Annotated in this window: 19 protein-coding genes; 7 read left to right on the top strand and 12 right to left on the bottom strand. The window is 70.5% G+C overall.

Translation table 11 applies throughout. From position 1 onward, the window contains the following. Positions 1-83: 83 nt before the first annotated feature. Both ACZ6Z4_RS17585 and ACZ6Z4_RS17590 read left to right on the top strand, forming a co-directional pair. Positions 84-1,832 carry a hypothetical protein gene (locus ACZ6Z4_RS17585; protein ID WP_465564695.1) on the top strand — a complete coding sequence of 583 codons (1,749 nt, stop codon included), beginning with the start codon at positions 84-86 and terminating at the stop codon, positions 1,830-1,832. 198 nt (positions 1,833-2,030) lie between these two features. Then, positions 2,031-2,384, top strand: a complete 354-nt coding sequence (locus ACZ6Z4_RS17590) for an STAS domain-containing protein (RefSeq protein ID WP_465564698.1) — start codon at positions 2,031-2,033, stop codon at positions 2,382-2,384. A gap of 2 nt (positions 2,385-2,386) precedes the next feature. On the opposite strand, the gene ACZ6Z4_RS17595 is transcribed toward ACZ6Z4_RS17590, so the two are convergent. Beyond that, entirely contained in the window at positions 2,387-3,043 is a 657-nt protein-coding gene (locus ACZ6Z4_RS17595) for a hypothetical protein (protein ID WP_465564701.1), read from the bottom strand. A gap of 102 nt (positions 3,044-3,145) precedes the next feature. Here ACZ6Z4_RS17595 and ACZ6Z4_RS17600 point away from each other — a divergent pair, with 102 nt between their 5' ends. Both ACZ6Z4_RS17600 and ACZ6Z4_RS17605 read left to right on the top strand, forming a co-directional pair. Continuing rightward, on the top strand, positions 3,146-4,369 hold the full coding sequence (locus tag ACZ6Z4_RS17600; protein WP_465564705.1) for an MFS transporter: 1,224 nt from the start codon (positions 3,146-3,148) through the stop codon (positions 4,367-4,369). A 166-nt stretch (positions 4,370-4,535) separates the two neighbouring features. Next, a complete protein-coding gene (locus tag ACZ6Z4_RS17605) occupies positions 4,536-5,231 on the top strand; it encodes a DUF2625 family protein (RefSeq protein ID WP_465564708.1) in 696 nt (231 codons plus the stop codon). 130 nt (positions 5,232-5,361) lie between these two features. Here ACZ6Z4_RS17605 and ACZ6Z4_RS17610 read toward each other — a convergent pair whose 3' ends face one another. The 9 genes from ACZ6Z4_RS17610 to ACZ6Z4_RS17650 form a co-directional block, all read right to left on the bottom strand. Continuing rightward, the gene (locus ACZ6Z4_RS17610) at positions 5,362-5,862 is read right to left on the bottom strand and encodes a phosphotransferase family protein (protein ID WP_465566765.1); all 501 of its coding nucleotides are present in this window, start codon (positions 5,860-5,862) and stop codon (positions 5,362-5,364) included. Positions 5,863-6,393: 531 nt separating this feature from the next. Continuing rightward, entirely contained in the window at positions 6,394-7,062 is a 669-nt protein-coding gene (locus ACZ6Z4_RS17615) for a class I SAM-dependent methyltransferase (protein WP_465564712.1), read from the bottom strand. A gap of 113 nt (positions 7,063-7,175) precedes the next feature. Then, on the bottom strand, positions 7,176-8,156 hold the full coding sequence (gene hemB / locus ACZ6Z4_RS17620) for a porphobilinogen synthase (RefSeq protein ID WP_465564717.1): 981 nt from the start codon (positions 8,154-8,156) through the stop codon (positions 7,176-7,178). 3 nt (positions 8,157-8,159) lie between these two features. Beyond that, positions 8,160-9,893 carry a bifunctional uroporphyrinogen-III C-methyltransferase/uroporphyrinogen-III synthase gene (locus ACZ6Z4_RS17625; protein WP_465564720.1) on the bottom strand — a complete coding sequence of 578 codons (1,734 nt, stop codon included), beginning with the start codon at positions 9,891-9,893 and terminating at the stop codon, positions 8,160-8,162. Then, the gene (gene hemC / locus ACZ6Z4_RS17630; protein ID WP_465564723.1) at positions 9,890-10,771 is read right to left on the bottom strand and encodes a hydroxymethylbilane synthase; all 882 of its coding nucleotides are present in this window, start codon (positions 10,769-10,771) and stop codon (positions 9,890-9,892) included. Before hemC ends, ACZ6Z4_RS17625 begins: the two co-directional genes overlap by 4 nt. Next, on the bottom strand, positions 10,768-12,054 hold the full coding sequence (locus ACZ6Z4_RS17635) for a glutamyl-tRNA reductase (RefSeq protein ID WP_465564726.1): 1,287 nt from the start codon (positions 12,052-12,054) through the stop codon (positions 10,768-10,770). The genes hemC and ACZ6Z4_RS17635 overlap by 4 nt, the downstream gene beginning before the upstream one ends. Then, positions 12,051-12,806: a redox-sensing transcriptional repressor Rex gene (locus ACZ6Z4_RS17640; protein WP_184799268.1), complete on the bottom strand. Its 756-nt coding sequence runs from the start codon at positions 12,804-12,806 to the stop codon at positions 12,051-12,053. The genes ACZ6Z4_RS17635 and ACZ6Z4_RS17640 overlap by 4 nt, the downstream gene beginning before the upstream one ends. A gap of 124 nt (positions 12,807-12,930) precedes the next feature. Further along, positions 12,931-13,173 (bottom strand): glutaredoxin family protein, encoded by a 243-nt coding sequence (locus ACZ6Z4_RS17645; RefSeq protein ID WP_363672109.1) that lies wholly within the window; start codon positions 13,171-13,173, stop codon positions 12,931-12,933. Beyond that, positions 13,170-14,618 carry a class I adenylate-forming enzyme family protein gene (locus tag ACZ6Z4_RS17650; protein WP_465564735.1) on the bottom strand — a complete coding sequence of 483 codons (1,449 nt, stop codon included), beginning with the start codon at positions 14,616-14,618 and terminating at the stop codon, positions 13,170-13,172. Before ACZ6Z4_RS17650 ends, ACZ6Z4_RS17645 begins: the two co-directional genes overlap by 4 nt. A 37-nt stretch (positions 14,619-14,655) precedes the next feature. On the opposite strand from ACZ6Z4_RS17650, the gene ACZ6Z4_RS17655 reads away from it, so the two are divergent. The 3 genes from ACZ6Z4_RS17655 (at position 14,656) to ACZ6Z4_RS17665 (ending at position 17,434) form a co-directional block, all read left to right on the top strand. Further along, the gene (locus ACZ6Z4_RS17655; protein ID WP_465564742.1) at positions 14,656-15,543 is read left to right on the top strand and encodes an HAD family hydrolase; all 888 of its coding nucleotides are present in this window, start codon (positions 14,656-14,658) and stop codon (positions 15,541-15,543) included. 14 nt (positions 15,544-15,557) lie between these two features. Continuing rightward, the gene (locus ACZ6Z4_RS17660; protein ID WP_238356145.1) at positions 15,558-16,130 is read left to right on the top strand and encodes a sigma-70 family RNA polymerase sigma factor; all 573 of its coding nucleotides are present in this window, start codon (positions 15,558-15,560) and stop codon (positions 16,128-16,130) included. Positions 16,131-16,384: 254 nt separating this feature from the next. Beyond that, positions 16,385-17,434, top strand: coding sequence for a DUF5667 domain-containing protein (locus ACZ6Z4_RS17665; RefSeq protein WP_465564748.1), 1,050 nt, complete (start codon positions 16,385-16,387; stop codon positions 17,432-17,434). A 51-nt stretch (positions 17,435-17,485) separates the two neighbouring features. Here ACZ6Z4_RS17665 and ACZ6Z4_RS17670 read toward each other — a convergent pair whose 3' ends face one another. Both ACZ6Z4_RS17670 and ACZ6Z4_RS17675 read right to left on the bottom strand, forming a co-directional pair. Continuing rightward, complete coding sequence (locus ACZ6Z4_RS17670; protein ID WP_465564754.1) at positions 17,486-18,244, bottom strand: phosphotransferase enzyme family protein; 759 nt, start codon at positions 18,242-18,244, stop codon at positions 17,486-17,488. A gap of 3 nt (positions 18,245-18,247) precedes the next feature. Next, entirely contained in the window at positions 18,248-19,141 is an 894-nt protein-coding gene (locus tag ACZ6Z4_RS17675; protein ID WP_465564757.1) for a lysophospholipid acyltransferase family protein, read from the bottom strand. Between the last annotated feature and the right edge of the window lie 215 nt (positions 19,142-19,356).

Consider the following 19,356-nt stretch of genomic DNA (forward strand, 5'->3'; position numbering starts at 1 on the left):
GCGGAGTCTTGACAGTGCGGCAGCGGCCGAGAACAGTACTGGGCATTTGGCAATCGTTTTCCCGCCGCTTTTCGGAGGCTCGTATGCACCGCCGCACGTTCCTCGCCGGATCCCTGGCCGGGCTGTCCGCCGGCACCGTCCTCCCCTCGCTCGCGTCCGCGGCCCCGGCCGCCGCGGACGAGGAGCTGCTGACCGCGCTGACCCGCTTCAACGAAACCCAGATCCCGCTCGTGCTCGGCAATTACCAGAGCACCGGCGACAGCGTCCGGACCGTCGCCCGGAAAGCACGCCGACTCGTTTCCGGCTACATCTGGAACCGGTCGCGTTTCCACCACGACGCGACGCTGCTCGCACCGCTACGTTTCCTGGTCGACAAACTCGAGAGCACCCAGCACGAGGACGGCACGTACGACGTCGGCAACCTGCACTCGCCGCCGGACAGCGCGTTCGCCGTACAGGATTTCTGCACGGTCTACGCACTGCTCGACGCGGACGGCAGCGCCGGGACGGTCGCGCACCGCGCGGTGCTCGAACGCGTGATCCGCAAGGCCGGGCCGGCGCTGGCCTCCGGCGGTGTCCACACGCCGAACCACCGCTGGGAGGTCTCGGCCGCGCTCGCGCGAACCCATCACCTGTTCCCGGACCGCCGGTACGCCGCTCGCATCGACGACTGGCTCAACGAGGGCATCGACGCGACCCCGGACGGGATCTACAGCGAGCGGTCGGCGACGTACGCGTCGGAGGTGACGAACCCGAGCCTGCTGACGATCGCTTGGCTGCGCCACAAGCCGGAGCTGATCGGCTTCGTACGGCGGAGCCTGGAGGCGACGCTGCATCTGCTGGAGCCGAACGGCGAGGTCGACACGATCGCGTCGCGGCGGCAGGACCAGACGCGGGTGCGGGAGGTGTGGTGGTACCTGACGCAGTTCCGGGAGCTGGCGCTGCACGACCGGGACGGGCGGTTCGCGACGGTTGCCAAGGACATCGAACGGCGTGGGACGGGTGAGTTGGGCGACTTCCTGGCCGAGGTGCTGGAGCGGCCGGAGCTGGCTGCTGTTCTGCCTCCTCTTGTCGCTGCGCCTGCTGACTTCGTGGCCGAGTATCCGGCGCACGCTTTGGCGCGGATCCGTCGTGGGGATCGGACCGCGACCGTGTTCGGGGGGACCGACTTCCACGACATCCCGGTGATCGCGTCGGGGCTGTCGACCAACCCGACGTTCTTCAAGCTGCGCAAGGGTGCGGCGATCCTCGACTCGGTGCGGTTGTCGCCACAGTTCTTCAGCACCGGGCATTTCCGGAGCGACGGGTTACGGCGTACGGGGTCGCGGACGTTCCGGCTGGCCGACGAGGTGAAGGTGCCGTACCACCTGCCGCTGCCGCGTCGCTATCGGCGCGACGACGGGGACTACCCGTTGACGCTGGACGGGCGGTTCTACGCGTCGATGGACTTCCCGCACCGGCCGAAGCAGTACCGGACGCTGCGGACGTCGGTGACGGTGTCCGAGGTTTCGGGTGGCTTCGATCTGGCGGTCGAGCTGGCGGAGTCGGAGGTGCCGTTCGCGATCGAGCTGTGTTTCCGGGCCGGTGGCTCGTTGAGCGGGGTGCAGGCATTAGATGCCCCAGGCAACTATCAGTTGGTGGAAGGGTTTGGCTCGTACGTCGTGGGGTCGGACCGGATCACGTTCGGCCCGGGGAACGGGGCCACGCGGGTTTCGATGGATCCGGGTGAGCGGTACACGCAGCTGAACGGCTCGCTGGTGCCGGACGGGCAGCGGGTCTACCTCACTGGGCGGTCGCCCGGGCGGTTGGTGCTGCAGCTGCGGACTTCCTGACTGTTCGTCGAGACGGCGGCTACGCTCCGCGCACAACGGCGTATCGGCAGGGTGTGGATGGTTGAACTGTCGGTCTGACGGGTGATACTGCTCGCAGACTGATGGTTCAGCCCCGAGCCATCGCCGGCGCGGCCCCCCGCCGCCGGCGGACCCGGTGCGACCCCACCGGCCGCCGACAACCCGAGGAGTATCCAGATCGTGGCTGCCGACAGCGCGGATCTGACCGTCCAGGTCGACCATCTCGGCCCGCACCCGCTGGTGCGGCTGTCCGGCGACGTCGACGTCGAGTCGGCCCCCGCACTGACCGAGACCCTCCGCGCGGTGCTGACGACGATCGGCACCAAACCGCTGGTCCTCGACCTGACCGAGGTCCAGTTCATGGACTCCAGCGGGCTGGGCGTCCTGGTCGGCGCCCACCAGCAGGCCGCCGTCCAGGGCGGTGCGCTGATCCTGGCCAACCCGCATCCACGGGTCGCGAAGATCTTGCGGATCACCAAGCTCCACAAGGTCTTCACGATCACGGAGACGGTGGAAGAGGCTCTGGAAAGCTGACGTCAGCGGGTGCGCTCTCGAAGCTGTCCCTCGGAGCGATTGGTCTGGGAGTGCCCCCGCGACGCCGACCCCGGCGCGACCTGCTGCGACTTCGGCGTCGGGTTCTGCGCCGCACTCGCCGCCTTCGCCAGGTCCGCGGCCTTCACCAGCGACCCGTCCTCCGCGCCCTGCGCGAGCGCCTGGCTCCCGTCGGTCGCCTGCTTCCGGTTCTCCTCGGACTGCCCGAGCGTCTCGACAGCCTTCCGAAGGACCTCCCGTACTCCGTCAGCTCCCTCCTGAGCGGCCCGCCCCCTCGCACCGGCCCGCATCGCTTCATCGATCCGCCGCCCGCCCTCGACGAGCGATCCCCGCGCCCTGTCCACAGCACCCCGCAGATCCGTCAGCTGATTACCCAGCCGCTTGAGCTCCGGCGTCTCCGTCCCGACCTCCGCGACCACCCCGTCGCGCGCCTTCAACCCCGTCGTCAGATCGTGCCCGGCCCGCTCCAGCGTGCTCCGAAGCCCGGCAACCTGCCGATCGACCTCCTCCAACGGCGCTGCCGACCCACCGCCGAGCTGCTTCGCCAGCCCCTCAGCGTCCCGCTGGACCCTCTCCATCAGCGGCACCGCCTCCCGCACCGCCTTCGCGACACCCTGCGCCAGATCCGCCAGCTCACTCATCGCTCAGCATCTCCCTGTCGTCGGCCACGGCCCACCCACCGTAGACGAGCCGCGGCGCAAACCCGTTGCCCCAGCTCCTCGTCCCGACCAGGATGAACACTCGTGCCCCGCCGCCGCCTGCTCGCCGACCTCACCCCGCTCCGCGAGTCGACCGACTTCCGCTGGCTCTGGGCCGGCCAGTCGCTGTCCGCCATCGGCAGCACGATGACCATGGTCGCCGTCTCCATCCAGGCGTACGACGTCACCGGCTCCTCGATCGCCGTCAGCGGCCTCGGCCTCGCCAACCTGATCCCGACCCTCCTGCTCGGCCTCTTCGGCGGCTCGATCGCCGACGCCGTCGACCGTCGCCGCCTCGTCCTCGTCACCAGCACCGGACTGATGGCCGTCGGCATCCTCCTCGCCGTACAGGCGTTCCTGCACTGGGACCGGCTCTGGCTCCTCTACTTGCTCACAGCAACCTCCGCCGCCCTCGCCGCCGTCGACGGCTCGGCCCGCCGTACGTTCCCGCCCCGCTTCCTCCCCCAGCGCCTGCTCCCCGCCGCCGCGGCCCTCAACCAGCTCTCGTTCCAGGTCGCGATCATCGCCGCCCCGCTGCTGGCCGGCGTACTGATCGCGACGATCGGCATCGGAGCCGCGTACGCCGCCGACGCCGTCACGTTCCTCGCCGCCCTGGCCGGCGTACGCCGCCTCCCGCCGATGCCCCCGGCCGGCGGCGGCTCGACGGTCAGCCTCCGTTCCGTTGCCGAAGGCATCCGGTACGCGACCAGGCACCCGCTGATCGGGATGATCTTCCTGCTCGACCTCAACGCCACCGCGCTGGCGATGCCGACGGCCCTCTTCCCCGCCCTCGCCGACACCCACTTCGGCGGCGGCCCACAAACCGTCAGCTACCTGTTCGCCGCCATCGGCGTCGGCGGCATCGTCGCCGCCACCCTCTCCGGCCCACTCGGCCACCTCCGCCACCAAGGCCGCGCGATGCTCGCCTCGGTCGCCCTCTGGGGCACCGCGATCGGCGCAGCCGGCCTCACCAGCCACCTCTGGCTGGCCCTCATCTGCCTGGCCACAGCCGGCGCCGCCGACATCGTCACCACGGTCTTCCGCGCCACGATCCTCCAAGCCAACACCCCCGACGAACTCCTCGGCCGCGTCAGCTCCCTCGACCTCATGGTCGGCATCGGCGGCCCCAACCTCGGCAACGTCCGCGCCGGCACCCTAGGCGGCCTCCTCGGCCCAGCCCCCGCCCTGGCCCTCGGCGGCCTGACCTGCCTCATCGGCGCAGGCATCCTGACGCTGTCGTCCCGAACGTTCCGCCAGTACAAGCCGTAGACCACCCCGCACCCGCCATCCACGCCCCCAGCAACAACCCACTGCCAGTCCTCGACAACCCACCGCGCAGCCTCCCCCGCCTCCAACCGCCGCAGCGTCTCCCGCGTCAGGTCCGACAACTCCCCGCACCTCGGACAACCACCGATACTCCGTCAGACTGTTCCCCGTGCCCCCGACCGACTCTGCCTGGCCCTGGCTGCAAGAACTCCTCGCCGAAAGCCCCGTCCCGGTGGAAGTCCTGGTCCCCGACGAGCCCGCAGCGTCAGCAGCGCTCGCCCAACTCCAGGTCACCGACCGCTCAGCCCTCGGCGCCCTGATCGGCAACACCGGCGGCCTTCTCGTCGACCACGGCTGGATCCGTGTCCTCGGCGGCTCGACCACCCCCGGCCTCGGCATCGCCCGGGTCAACGAGTTCCCGCCGCTCGCCGCCCCCACCTGGCGACCAGCAGACGGCCTGATCATCGGGTACGACGTACTGGGCGGCGTCTTCGCCCTCACCACCCCCGACTCCACGGCAGCCGGTCGCCCCGGCGAGCTCGGCCACGTCGGCTACTTCGCCCCCGACACCCTCACGTGGGAATCCCTCGAAATCCCCCACAGCCAGTGGGTGACCTGGCTCCTCTCAGGCGCCACCACCAAGTTCTACGAGTCCTTCCGCTGGCCCGGCTGGCAGGCCGAAGCCCAGCCCCTGACACCAACCCAAGGCCTCTCCGTCTACCCCTTCCTGTGGTCAAAGGAAGCCCAGTCCAACATCGCCACCACCAGCCGCCGCCCGGTACCGATGAGCGAGCTACTAGGCGCCGCCACCGACTTCACCAGCCAGCTGGGCATCCCGTCGCCAGGCTTCCTCGGCACCTTGTAGCCGACCGTGCGGCCGGGGTCGACGTGCACCACTGATCAACCCTCCAGTGCGGCCCCTGACCACCGATTCCCAGGCGTGGCGCTCGGTTGCGACAGCTGCTTGATCAGTGGTGCACGTCGGGCCCGGACACCTACAGCCGACCGCAGGCCCCGCGAAGGAAGTCGTCGCGCCGAGCCGTCGCCGTCGCGTCGTACAGCTCCGTCGGAGTGTTGAGCGCGGCCACGGCGTCCCAGTACGCGACGTCCGAGGCCTTGCATCCGGTCGCGGCTTCGTACCCGTCGAGCACCGCCGCCGGCGCCGCCGCCCCGAACGAGATCGCGACCTGCTTCCGCAACTCCCCGAGGTCAACCCCACCGGCTCCGACACCAGCCGTCTTCCAGTCGATCAACGCCGTGACCTCATCCCCGCTCCAGACGAGATTGCCCGGCCATACGTCCCCGTGAAGAAACACATGATCGCCCAATGGAAGCCCGTGCGCTCGGACCACCTCATCAGCCGCCTGCCGCAGCCCGGTCGTGGGTATCTCCCCCGTACGCCGATCCGCCGCGAAGTCATCCACCGCGATCGGTCGAGGCCGAAACGGCAAGTCCACCGATGCCTCGATCGAGACAGCATGCACCCGCGCAAGCACAGCCCCCGCAACCGCCTCAACGAAGCCACTGCCCAACTGCTCGCACCCTCGACAAGGCTCTCGAGCGTCGTCGGCACCCCGTCCAAAACTTCAAACCCCAGCAACCGAGGCGCCGGCAAGCCATACCTCTCGGCAACCTGAAGCCCCGCAGCGCCGGTACGCACCATCGCCATATCAATCCGCGGCGTCGGCGCCCGCAGCACCACTCTCGTCAGCCGCCCACCGCACTCGATCCCCAGCAACCAAGGCCCTTGATCACCATGCAACGCCTCGACCTCAAGCGTCCTGGCACCACCACCAACAGCTGCCCACTCCAGCACTCGCTCGGCCGGCCGTTCGCCGCCTGCGCCTTCAGCTTTCCCGCACACCAGCAGCCTAGCGACCGAGCGCGGGCTGTACGCCGTACGCCGGCCCGGCGGAGGTCCGAGTTAACGGCAGAGAGCGCACACAGGTAGCGGCAGAGAAGGCACGACCCTAGCGGCAGAGACGGCACACAGACGGCGGCAGAGGGCGCATCAAGCGCTAGATGGGTCAGCTAGCGGGGGCGGTCCAGCTCAGCGTGTAGCGCCAGAACAGGCTGCGTCGGATGCGGACGCCGGGGAGGATGCGTGCGGCAGCCTGGGCGATTTCCTCGAAGGGTTCGGTGGCCGTGGCGGTGGGGGCGGTCATGTGGGGCGGGGGTTCGGTTGCGCGGCGGGGGTGGACGACGGCGCCGATGATCGGGTTCAGGATGAGTGAGGCGATCGACCACGGGAGGTCTGCGCGGGATTCGCCGCTGAGGCCGATCACGACGAGGCGGCCGTTGGGGCGGAGGAGGTCGCGGGCCTGTTCGAGGGTGGGTTGGAGTGGGAGATGGTGCAGGACCGCGACGAAGGTGATGAGGTCGTAGCGGGTCCGGTGGGAGTCGTCGAACGGCTCGTTGAGGATGCGGACGTTGGGGAGGTCTGCGGTCGTACGGTGAGCCTGGGCTGCGGTGGGGGCGTCGGGCTCGATGCCGGTGACCGTGGGGAGGACGCCGGCGAGACGGCGGACGAGGTTGCCGGTGCCGCAGCCGACGTCGAGGGCGTCCGTTCCGCCGGCGGCGCGGACGCGGCGCGCGTGGTGGAGGACGAGCGTGGCGTAGGCGTCGTTGTGGGACCACGGGTGGGCGTCGTTGAAGCGGCCTACGGCGGTCAGTGCTCGCTGGAGGGCGGGAGACATGGTGCGACAGTACGGCGACGCTTGGGTCTAGCCGGGTGGGAGTCGAGCGCACGCGACCGCGAGACGACCGGCAGTCGCTTCAGGGCGTCCGCCCGCGCCCAGGGTGGATAGAACTACCGGTGGAGGAGCTCAGCCGCCTCGGAAGCCCAGTACGTGAGGATCGTGTCGGCACCCGCGCGCTTGATGCTGGTCAGGGTCTCCATGATCGCCCGCTCGCGGTCGATCCAGCCGTTCGCGGCGGCCGCCTCGACCATCGCGTACTCGCCGGAGATGTTGTACGCCGCGACCGGCACGTTCACGTGATCCCGCACCTGACGGATGATGTCCAGGTACGCCAGCGCAGGCTTCACCATCACCAGGTCGGCGCCCTCGGCGACATCGAGGTCGACCTCGCGGATCGCGTCGCGGCCGTTGCCCGGGTCCTGCTGGTACGTCTTGCGATCGCCCTGCAGCGACGACCCGACGGCCTCGCGGAACGGGCCGAAGAACGCCGACGCGTACTTCACGGCGTACGCCATGATCACGGTGTCGGTGAACCCAGCGGCGTCGAGCGCGTGCCGGACGACGCCGACCTGGCCGTCCATCATCCCGGACGGCCCGACCACATGCGCCCCGGCGGAGGCCTGCGCGACGCCCATCTCGGCGTAGATCTTCAGCGTCGCGTCGTTGTCCACGCGGCCGGCGGAATCAAGCACCCCGCAGTGACCGTGCGACGTGAACTCGTCGAGACAGAGGTCCGACATCACGAGCAGATCGTCGCCGGCCTCGGAGACCGCGTCGGCGATCGCGACGTTCAGAATCCCGGCAGGATCCAGCGCCCCGGACCCGACAGCATCCTTCTCAGCCGGTACGCCGAACAGCATCACCCCGCCCAGCCCCAGCTGCACGGCCTCGGCGACAGCCTTCCGCGCGGTGTCGCGCGTGTGCTGGTAGACGCCCGGCATCGAGCTGATCGCCACCGGCTCCCGGATGTCCTCGCGGACGAACATCGGCAGGATCAGCTGCCGCGGCTCGATCGTCGTCTCCGACACCAACCGCCGTACCGCCGCCGACGAGCGCAGGCGGCGGGGGCGGACATCCGGGAATCCAGGCATGGGCTAGCTCTTCCTCCGCGATCCCGCGCGCCGCTCGGACGGGCGGGTGACGGGTTCCCCCGCCTCGACCATGGTGTCACGCCGGTCCGCGCCGAAGCGGGCCAGTGCGTCGGCCAGCTCCTCGGCGGACGGCGACTCGGCCATCGCGTCGACGCGCAGGCCGTGCTCCTCGGCGGTCTTCAGGGTGGCCGGGCCGATCACCGCGATCACCGTGGAGGCGTGCGGCTTGCCGGCGATGCCGACCAGGTTCCGGACCGTCGACGACGAGGTGAAGACCACCGCGTCGAACTTGCCGGACTTGATCGCCTCGCGGGTCGGCGCGGGCGGCGGGGCGGCCCGGACGGTCCGGTACGCCGTGACGTCGTCGACCTCCCAGCCCAGGTCGGTCAGACCGGCGACCAGCGTCTCGGTCGCGATGTCGGCGCGGGGCAGGAAGACCCGGTTGATCGGGTCGAGCACCTCGTCGAACGGCGGCCAGTCCTCGACCAGCCCGGCGGCCGACTGCTCGCCCGAGGGCAGCAGGTCGGGGCGGATGCCCCAGGCGGCGATCGCCTCGGCGGTCTTCTCGCCGACCGCGGCGATCTTCAGCCCGGAGAACGCGCGCGCGTCCAGCCCGTACTCGTCGAACTTCTCCCGGACCGCCTTGACGGCGTTGACCGAGGTGAACGCGACCCACTCGTAGCGGCCTTCGACCAGGCCACGGATGGCCTTGTCCATCTGCTGCGGGTTGCGCGGCGGCTCGACGGAGATGGTCGGGACCTCTTCGGGCATCGCGCCGTAGCGGCGCAGCCGGTCCATCAGCGGGCCGGCCTGGTCCTTGGTGCGCGGCACCAGGATCCGCCAGCCGAACAGCGGCTTGGTCTCGAACCAGCTGAGCGCCTCGCGCTGCTCGACGACCGAGCCGACCACGATCACGGCCTCGCCGGTGACCTTCGCGGCGCGCAGGTCGGTGACGATCGTGCCGAGGGTGCCGACCACGCTGGTCTGGGCGGTGGTGGTGCCGCCGACGGTCGCGCAGACCGGCGTACCGGCGTCGAAGCCGGACTCGACCAGCGCGGCGGTGACGTCCTTGAGGACGTCCACGGCGTTCAGCAGCACCAGCGTCTGCTTCGGGTGCAGCCGTCCGAAGTCGAGCTTGGCCTCGGCCAGGTCGAGGACCGTGACCTCGCGCTCGCTCTTCACGGTCAGCGGGATTCCCGCGTACGCCGGTACGGCGCTGACCTCGCTGACGCCCGGTACGACGTTGAAGCTGATCCCCGCCTTGCGGCAGGCGGCGGCCTCTTCGGCGCCGCTGGAGAAGGTGAACGGGTCACCGGTCAGCAGTCGTACGACGTTCGCCGCGGTCTTGGCGGTCTTCACCACCAGCCGGGCCCGGGCGGCGACCTTCAGCGCCCGGCTGCCTTCGGCGCCGGAGCCGTCGATCACCTCGACGCCGGGCCGGCAGTAGGCCAGGAAGGCGTCGTGCTCGGGGCCCTCGACCACCACGGCGTCGGCGTTGGCCAGGACGTCGCGCCCGGCGATCGTCAGCAGCGCTGGATCACCCGGACCGACCCCGACGAACGTGACGTGCCCGAGCGGTCTGGTCTGCTTGGCCGTGCTGCTTGTCGCCGCGGCCTTCGCCGGCACCTTCTGCGGAGTCTGGGTGGCCGCTGCTGTCTTCGCGCTGCTCACGTCTGCCGTCGCCTTCGCCCTTGTCTTGCTCGTCTTTTCCGTCGTCGTGCCCCGTGCCGGTGTCATGTCTGCTCCAGCAACTCGTACGCCAGCGCCCGGCCGACCGCCTGTGGATCGTCGACCGACCCGTTCGCGGACAGCCTGCGGACCCCGTCGTCCTGACCGAGCGCTCCGCGCAGCCACAGCTCGGGCCCGTCCTCACCTTCGACCACCTCGGCCAGCGCCCCGACCGGCGCGGTGCACCCGGCCTCGAGGGTGGCCAGCAGCTGCCGCTCGGCGGTCACCGCGGCCCGGGTGGCCGGGTCCTCCAGCGGCGCCAGCGCGGCCAGTACGGCGGTGTCGTCGCTGCGGCACTCGATGCCCAGGGCACCTTGTCCCGGCGCCGGCAGCACCTGGATCGGGTCCAGCGTCTCGGTGATCTCGTCCAGCCGGCCCAGCCGGGCCAGCCCGGCCCGGGCCAGCACCACCGCGTCGAGCTTGCCTTCGGCAACCATCCCGATCCGGGTGTCCACGTTGCCGCGGATTCCGGTCAGCTCGACGCCGAGCCCGAGGGCCTCGATTTGCGCCTGCCGGCGGGGTGAGCCGGTCCCGATCAGGGCGCCGGTCTGCAGCTCGCCGAGGGTCAGGCCGTCGCGGGCGACCAGCACGTCGCGCGGGTCCTCGCGGACCGGGATCGCGCCGAGGGTCAGCCCCTCGACCGGCGCGGTCGGCAGGTCCTTCAGCGAGTGCACGGCGATGTCGATCTCGCGGGCCACCAGGGCGTCGCGCAGCGCGCTGACGAAGACGCCGGTGCCACCGATCTGCTCCAGCGGCGCGCGGTTCACGTCGCCGGTGGTGACGATCGGGACCAGCTCGACCTCGTGCCCGAGGGCCCGCAGCGCCTCGGCGACGTGGGTGGCCTGAGCGGTCGCGAGCGCCGACCGGCGGGTTCCGAGCTTGATCATGCGGACTCACCTCCGGTGGTGGTCTTGGGGGCGGTGACCGCGTCGACGGTCGCCGGGTCGAGCGCGAACAGCTCGCGCAGCGCGTCGGCGTACGTCGGGCCGCCCGGATCGGCGGCCAGTTCCTTCACGCGGACGGTCGGGGTGTGCAGCACCTTGTCGACGACGCGCCGGATGGTCCGGGCGACCTCGTGGCGCTGGTTCTCGTCGAGGCCGGGCAGCCGGCGGTCCAGGCGGGCCAGCTCGGAGTCGACCAGCTCGCTGGCCATCGCGCGCAGCGCGACGACGGTCGGCGCGACCGAGGCGGCGCGCCGGGTCGCCTCGAAGGCGCCGGTCTCCTCGCCGACGATCCGGCGGACCTCGTCGATGTCGTGCTCGCTGCCGCCCGCCGTACCGGCGAGGTCGGCCAGGGTGACCAGGGTGACGCCGGGGATCCGGGCGACGCCGGGCTCGACGTCACGCGGCAGCGCCACGTCCAGGACGCCGATCGGGCGCCCGTCGGAGGCGTTGCGGATCATCTCCTCGGTCAGCACGGTGCCGCGGGCCCCGGTGCAGCTGACCACCAGGTCGGCCTCGGCCAGAGCGTCCGGTACGCCGGCCAGCGGGATCGCCGTACCGCCGATCCGCTCGGTCAGCGCGATCGCGCGCTCGTGGTTGCGGTTCGCGATGGTGACGCTCGCGGCGCCGCCGTTGATCAGGGTCTGCGCGGCCAGCGAGGCCATCGAACCGGCGCCGACGATCAGCGCGCGGCGGCCCTCGAAGCCGCCGACGGCGTCCAGCCCGGCGGTGACCACCGAGCGGCCGGCCGAGTCGATCCCGGTCTCGGTGCGGGCCCGCTTACCGGTCCGCAGCGCGTGCTGGAACAGGGCGTTCAGGCCGCTGCCGATCGTCTCCAGGTCCTGGCCGACACGCAGCGACTCCTTCACCTGGCCGAGGATCTGGCTCTCGCCGACGACCATGGAGTCCAGCCCGACCGACACCTGGAACAGGTGCGCGACGGCGCCTTCCTCGAAGTGCACGTAGAGGTGCTCGGCCAGGTCGAGCAGCGGGACGCCGGTGATGTCGGACAGGATCGCGGTGACCTCGTCCATCCCGGCGTGGAAGCGGTCGACGCATGCGTAGACCTCGGTGCGGTTGCAGGTGGCCAGCACGGCCGACTCGCTGACGGCGGGACTGTGCTGGACGGTGATCGCCAGCTTGGTCGCCGCGTCCGCGTCCAGCGCGACCCGCTCCAGCACGGAGATGTCACCACTGCGATGAGAGATGCCGACGACCAGGTAGCTCACGCGCCGACACCTCCACCCACGGAAGGCAGATCGGGCAGACCGTTGATCGCAGGTAGTTCGGGCACCTCGGGGAGCGCCGCCTCTCCGGACTTTCGTTGTTCGTGGTACGCCAGGATCTGCAACTCGATCGAGAGGTCCACCTTGCGGATGTCGACGCCGTCGGGCACGGACAGCACCACCGGCGCGAAGTTCAGGATGCTGGTCACCCCGGCCGCGACCAGCCGGTCGCAGACCTCCTGGGCCGGACCAGCGGGAGTGGTGATGACACCGATCGAGACCCGGTCGGCGGCGACGATCTCCTCCAGCTCGGCGAAGTCGCGGACGACCATGTCGCCGATCCGCTCGCCGACCAGCTCGGGCGCCGCGTCCAGCAGCGCGACGATCCGGAAGCCGCGGGTGCCGAAACCGGAGTAGTTGGCCAGCGCGTGGCCCAGGTTTCCGATCCCGACGATGACGACGGCCCAGTCCTGGGTGACGCCGATCTCGCGGGCGATCTGGTAGCGCAGGTACTCCACGTCGTACCCGACCCCGCGGGTGCCGTAGGAGCCGAGGTAGGACAGGTCCTTGCGGAGCTTGGCCGAGTTGACGCCGGCCGCGGTCGCGAGATCCTCGCTCGACGCGGTGGCGATGCCACTGTCCGACAGCGCGGTCAGGGCCCGCAGGTACACCGGCAAGCGCGCGACAGTGGCCTCGGGAATGCCGCGTTCGGTTCGCGTCGGCGCGCCGGGGCGACGGCTGCGGGCAGGCGTCACAGTTCTCCTGGAAAGGTGGTTCGCGAGTCACTCGCCTCACGGCGGGCGACACCCCCACTCTAGGAGCTTGTGAACGTGAGAACAAAATCGGCGGTGACACCCATGACGGACGTCACGTCGAAACTCACGCTGTTGTCAAGGCCCTCTTCAGCCGGGCGGGGTCGACCCGCCAGAAGTCGTGCTGGCGGCCGTCGACGAAGGTGACCGGGATCTGCTCGCCGTACTCGCGGAACAGTTCGGGGTCCTGCGTGATGTCGATCTCGGTCCACTCCACGCCCAGCTCGGCGCAGACCGCGGCCACGATCGCCTGGGCGTCCTCGCACAGGTGGCAGCCGGGTTTGCCGTACAGCGTGACGCGCGCGCTCACCGGTCCGCCTCCCGGAGCCGGCCCTTGGCGACCTTGCCGGTGACCGAGTGCGGCAGGTGGTCGACCACCTCGACCTCGACCGGGCACTTGAACCGAGCCAGCCGCTGCCCGGCGTACGCGAGCACCTCGGCCACGTCGACGGCAGCACCGGTCGCCGGTACGACGAACGCCTTGACCGCCTCGCCGGTCTCCTCCGACGGGACCCCGATCACCGCGGCCTCGCGGACCCCGGGAGCACCGACCAGGACCTCTTCGACCTCGCTCGGGAACACGTTGAAGCCGCTCACGATGACCAGCTCGCGGAGCCGGTCGACCAGGTACAGGTCGCCGTCGGCGTCCAGGAACCCGACGTCGCCGGTCCGGTACCAGCCGTCGACGTCCGGGCCGTCCGCGCCGTCGGGCCAGTAGCCGGAGAAAAGGTTCTTGCCGCGGACCAGGATCTCGCCCGGGTCGTCGCCCTCGACGTCCTCGCCCTGCTCGTCGGCGATCCGCAGGTCCACACCGGGCAGCGGGCGGCCGACGGAACCCGGCTTCGGCTCCTCCTCGCCGAGCGTCGTGGTGACGCCCGGGGACGCTTCGGTCAGCCCGTACCCCTGGTGCACGAACAGGCCGGTGACCTGCTCGAACCGGTCGGCCAGCGCGCGGTCCAGGCTCGACGCACCGGTCAGCACGACCTTGACCGAGGCCAGCCGCTCGCGGAGGTCGTCGCGGGCCAGCAGCGCGTGCAGGGCCGGCGGCGCGAGCGGGAGCCGCGTCACGGCGTACGAGCTGATCAGGTCGACCGTGCCGGTCGAGTCGAACCGCTGGTCGATCACGAGCGCCGCGCCGGTGGCGATCGCCCAGCCGAGGACGGCGTTCAGGCCGAACGCGTGGAACATCGGGAGCACGCCGAGCACGACGTCCTCGGGGCCCATCCGGTCCTCGCCGAGCCCGGCCAGGTTCTCCACGTTGGCGGCCAGCGCGCGGTGGGTCAGCATCGCGGCGCGCGGGTCGCCGCTGGTGCCGGAGGTGTAGAGCAGGACCGCCAGGCTCTCCGGGTCGGTCTGCGGCGACAACGGAGCGTGACCGCCGAGGTCGCCGGCCCGGACCACCTTGACGCCCTCGAGCTTGTCCGCGAGGTCGCCGTCGGCGACCGCCAGGCGCGCCCCGGAGTGCCGGACGACGTTGCCGATCTCGGGCTTGGTGAGCCCGGTGTTCAGCGGTACGGCGACCAGTCCGGCGCGCAGACATCCCAAGTACGCCGTGACGAACTCGATGCTGTTGGCCATCAGCAGGACCACCCGGTACCCGGGCACCAGACCGGCACCGGCGTACCCCTGAGCGGTCCGCTCGACGGCCTCGTCGAGCTCGCTCCAGGTCAGTCGCCGGTCACCGTCGACCAGCGCGAGACGCTCCCCATGACGTCGCGCTGTGTCACGAAGAACATCCGCGAAGTTGAAGTTCACAGCGCGAGTCTGTCATGTTCCGGTTAAGGTGCTCAGAGTGACCAGGGACCTACGCGCCAGGTCCGTGCTGGCCGGTGAGGCGAGCGCGGCGGCGGCCGAGCTGGAAGCCGCGCTGGCGACCCCCTCGGTGAGCCACGCGGCCGCCTTCTTCGACGTCGACAACACGCTGCTGCAGGGCGCCTCGGTGTACCACCTGGCGCGTGGTCTGTACCGGCGCCGGTTCTTCACGTTCGCCGAGATCGCCGCCAAGGCCGGGCAGCAGCTCGCCTTCCGGCTGCGCGGCGAGACGCCCGACTCGGTCGCCAAGGCCCGCTCCTCGGCGCTGTCGTTCATCGCCGGGCACCGGGTCACCGAGGTCGAGATCCTGGTCGAGGAGATCTTCGACGAGCTGATGGCCGACAAGATCTGGCCAGGGACGAAGGCGCTCGCGCAGCAGCACCTGGACGCCGGCGAGCGGGTCTGGCTGGTCACCGCCGCCCCCGTCGAGGTGGCTCGGGTGCTGGCCCGGCGGCTCGGCCTGACCGGCGCGCTGGGAACTGTTGCAGCCCAGAGTGACGGGGTCTATACAGGTGTACTTGTGGGCGATATTCTGCACGGCCCGGCCAAGGCGGAAGCCGTCCGGGCACTGGCCGAGCACGAGGAGCTGGACCTGACCGCGTGCTCGGCGTACTCGGACTCGGTGAACGACTTGCCGATGCTGGAAATGGTGGGGAATCCGTGGGCGATCAACCCTGACAGCAGGCTGCGGCGGCATGCCCGGACGGCCGGCTGGCAGGTCCGGGACTACCGGACCGGACGCAAGGCGACGCGCCTCGCCCTGTTGACAGCGGGTGCTTCAGGCGTAACGCTCGGTGCTGTCTCAGCCGCTGTGGCCATCCAACGATGTCTCAGTCGCGGATGTGCCAGTCGTAGACGTGTCAGTTGAAACGGGGAGAGATCTTGACGACGCCGGAGCCGAGCCCGGACGGGATGAGACGTGCGGAGCTCGTCGATCGCGCCCAGGCTGGAGACGTCGGTGCATTCGGTGAGCTGTACGACGAGTACTCGCTCACCGTCTATCGCTACATCTACGCGCGGGTGTCGTCCTCGGCCCTGGCCGAGGACCTGACCAGCGAGACGTTCGTCCGGGCGCTGCGCGCGCTGGACTCGTTCCGCTGGCAGGGCCGGGACTTCGGTGCCTGGCTGGTGACGATCGCCCGCAACCTGATCACCGACCACTACAAGTCGGGCCGGGTCCGGCTCGAGGTGGTCACCGACGAGATCGAGACGCACGACCGGCAGACCGAGGGGCCGGAGGTCGACGTCCTGGCCGCCGCGACCGCCGAGGTGCTCCGGGACGCCGTCGCGGCCTTGCCGGACGAGCAGCGCGACTGCCTGACCATGCGATTCTTCGCCGGTCTGTCGATCGCCGAGACGGCCAAGGCGCTGGAGAAGTCCGAAGGCGCGGTCAAGCAACTGCAGTTGAGGGCCGTCAGGCACTTGGCGAAGGTAATCCCGAAGGACTTGAGGTGAGGCGGATGACAACCAAGGTCTTCCGTAACCAGTCAGGGAGTTTCTTCGTTTGCCTGGTGAGGACCTGTCGGTGACCCCGACTGGACCATTGAGGAGAACGAGAACTCATGAGTGACCTAACCAGGGCTCGAGCGCGCGCGGATGCCTTCGCGCACGCCGTCGATCACGGGCCCCGTCACTCTTCGCGACTGAGCGATGACCCTGAGTTGCTGGAAGCTGTGGAACTGGCCGGGCGGCTGAGGACCGCCGGGGCAGTGGCACCGCGACCGGAGTTCAGTGCCGAGCTGAGGCACCGTCTGCTGGAGCAGGCGGCCGCCAGGGCGGCGACGACTCCGACCGTTGTGCACAGCTCACCGGACAGCGAGGAGGACTTGCCGCCCCGCGAGGACGACGAGGCGTCCGTGACACCGATCCGTCATCGCCCCGGCCGGAGGATCCGGCTGGTGGCGAGCACCGCCGCGCTCGTACTGCTCGGAGGTGGCATCGGTTCCGCTGCCGCCGCCCAGCAGGCGATGCCCGGCGACACGCTGTACGGGATGAAGCGCAGCATCGAGAACGTCTCGACCAACGTCAGCGTCGGGGACGACTCCCGCGGCCGGCGGGACCTCGAGCACGCGATGACCAGGCTGTCCGAGGTGGACGCGCTGGTGTCGAACGGCGGCGACGTGGCCGTCATCAACAGCACGCTCGGCCTGTTCAACGACCAGGCCCGCAAGGGCGTGTCCCGGCTCGTGGCGTCGTACCAGCAAGACGACGACCCCGGCTCGATCACGGCGATCACGACGTTCATCACCAGCGCCCGCCAGGCCATGGGTGAGCTCGCTCCGAAGTTGCCGCCCGACTCGCTGAAGGCCGCCGTCGAGGCGGTCACCACGATCGACGAGCTGACCCGGCACACCAAGCTGGCCTGCCCCAAGTGCGACCAGCCGAAGCCGGCCAAGAACGTCACCGAGCCGAGCACGGAACAGCCGAACGCGCAGCCGAACGACCCCGAGGACCCGGTCAAGTCCGGCCCGACGGTGCCGTCGGCCAAGCCGAGCGCGAAGCCGAGCACGGCCCCGACCGAGGTGCCCGACACCACCAAGGTGGAGGAGCGGAACACGAAGCCGCCGACCAAGCTGCTCACCCCGCCCGGCAACCAGCCGTCCGGGACGCCGACGTCGACACCGTCCGGCACCCCGCTCCCGAGCCTGCCCACCCCCGGAACGCCGAGCTGGCCCTGGCCGTTCCCGACCCTGAGCCTGCCACTGCCGACGATCAACCTCCCCGGCGTGATCCAGACTCTGCTGCCTCCCTGGAAGTAGCACCTGAAGTGAAAGAGCCCCCGGCGACAGTGTCGCCGGGGGCTCTTCTCTTTATTGCACTGCTTTGAGCCAGGCGTCGTGGTGCTGCTCGATGTACTCCGCGGCCGGTCCCCAGTAGTCGGCGTGGCCTTCCGCGTGCAGGCGAGACCACGGCTGCTCGCCGGTCTCGGCACCGCGGACCAGCAGCTCGAACATCCCGCGGGTGTGCGCGGCGATCGCCCGCGGGAACTCGCGCCGCTCGGCATCCGCCAGTCCGTAGCCGTCGACCAGCGCCCGCAGACGCGGCGCGTTCTCGGCCGGGACGCCGCCGGCGTGCAGCGGTACGAAGCTCTGCGCCGTGTAGGCGAGATCCCAGGAGCGCGAGGCCGGGCCCACGCCGTCCCAGTCGATGAAGACCCAGCGATCGCCGTCGATCACCAGGTTCCACGGCGCGAGATCGTTGTGACAGATCAGCCGGCCGCCCGCAGGGTCCGGGATCGGCTGGTACCAGTGCGCGTCAGCGGGTGGGGTGAACGTCGCCATCGTGTCGTGCAGGTCGCGGATCAGCCGACCGAGCCGGCCCAACTCGTCGAGCGTGAGCGCCGGGAGCTCCATGGCGGTGCTGCCGGGCACGTACTCCAGAACGTGCCGGCCCTTCTCGTCGCGCCCCAGCGTGCGCGGCGCGGCCGGGAACCCCGCCTGGTGCAGGTGGTCGAGGACGGCCTCGACGGCCGGCGTGGAGGCGGTGACCGGTTTGCGGACCGTCGTACCGACGCGAACGACCGCGTCGGCGACGTTGCCGCCGTGCAGCGGCTCCTCGACCTCGCTCAACGCTCAGAAGAAGACGCTGCGGCGCTGCATCAGCAGGGCGTACAGGGTCTGCTGGATGGTCTCGCGGACCTGGTCGGTGACGTTGAAGACCAGCATCGGGTCGTCGGCGGCGCCGTCCGGGAAGTCGTCGGTGCGGATCGGCTCGCCGAACTCGATCAGCCACTTCGACGGCAGCGGGACCATGCCGAGCGGGCCGAGCAGCGGGAAGAACGGGGTCACCGGGATGTACGGGACGCCGAGCAGCCGGGCCAGCGACGCGATGTTGCCGACCAGCGGGTAGATCTCCTCCGCGCCGACGATCGAGCACGGCACGATCGGTACGCCGGTCCGCATCGCCGCGCTGACGAAGCCGCCGCGGCCGAACCGCTGCAGCTTGTAGCGCTCGCTGAACGGTTTGCCGAGACCCTTGAAACCTTCCGGCCAGACGCCGACCAGGTTCCCCTCTCGGAGCAGCCGCTCGGCGTCGTCGTTGCTCGCCAGCGTCGCGCCACCCTTGCGGGCCAGCTCGCCGACGAACGGCGTCCGGAAGACCAGATCCGCGGCGAGCGTGCGCAGCGGGCGGTTGGTGTGGTCGGCGACGATCAGCTGGGTGATCAGGCCGTCCAGCGGCATCGTGCCGGAGTGGTTCGCGACGATCAGCGCGCTGCCGGTGTCGGGGATGTTCTCGATCCCGCGCACCTCGACCCGGAACCACTTCTCGGCCAGCGGGCGTAGCCCGGCGAGCAGCACCTGGTCGGTCAGCTCGGCGTCGTAGCCGAACTCGTCGACCTCGTACTGGCCGGTCAGCCGCCGGCGCAGGAACGCCAGCCACTCCGCGACCTTCTGCTCCCCGGCCGCGCCGAAGAGGTCCCGCACCATCCGCTCGAACGCGACGAAGTCAGGAGCTGAGGCATCCACAGACTGATCAGGTACAGAGTTGTCCACAGAGATCTGAGGATCTTCTTCGGCCTGAACCTCAGACTCGATCTTCTTGTTCTTCTTCCCCGCCAGCGAGCGCGGGGGGGGGGGGGGGGGGGGGGGGGGGGGGGTGGGCGGGGGGGGGGGGGGGGCGGGGGGGAGGGGGGGGGGGTTCGTTGTCGGGAAAGAAGGCGACCCAAACCGCTGGGGGGAGA

The organism is Kribbella sp. NPDC104740, assembly GCF_055583505.1.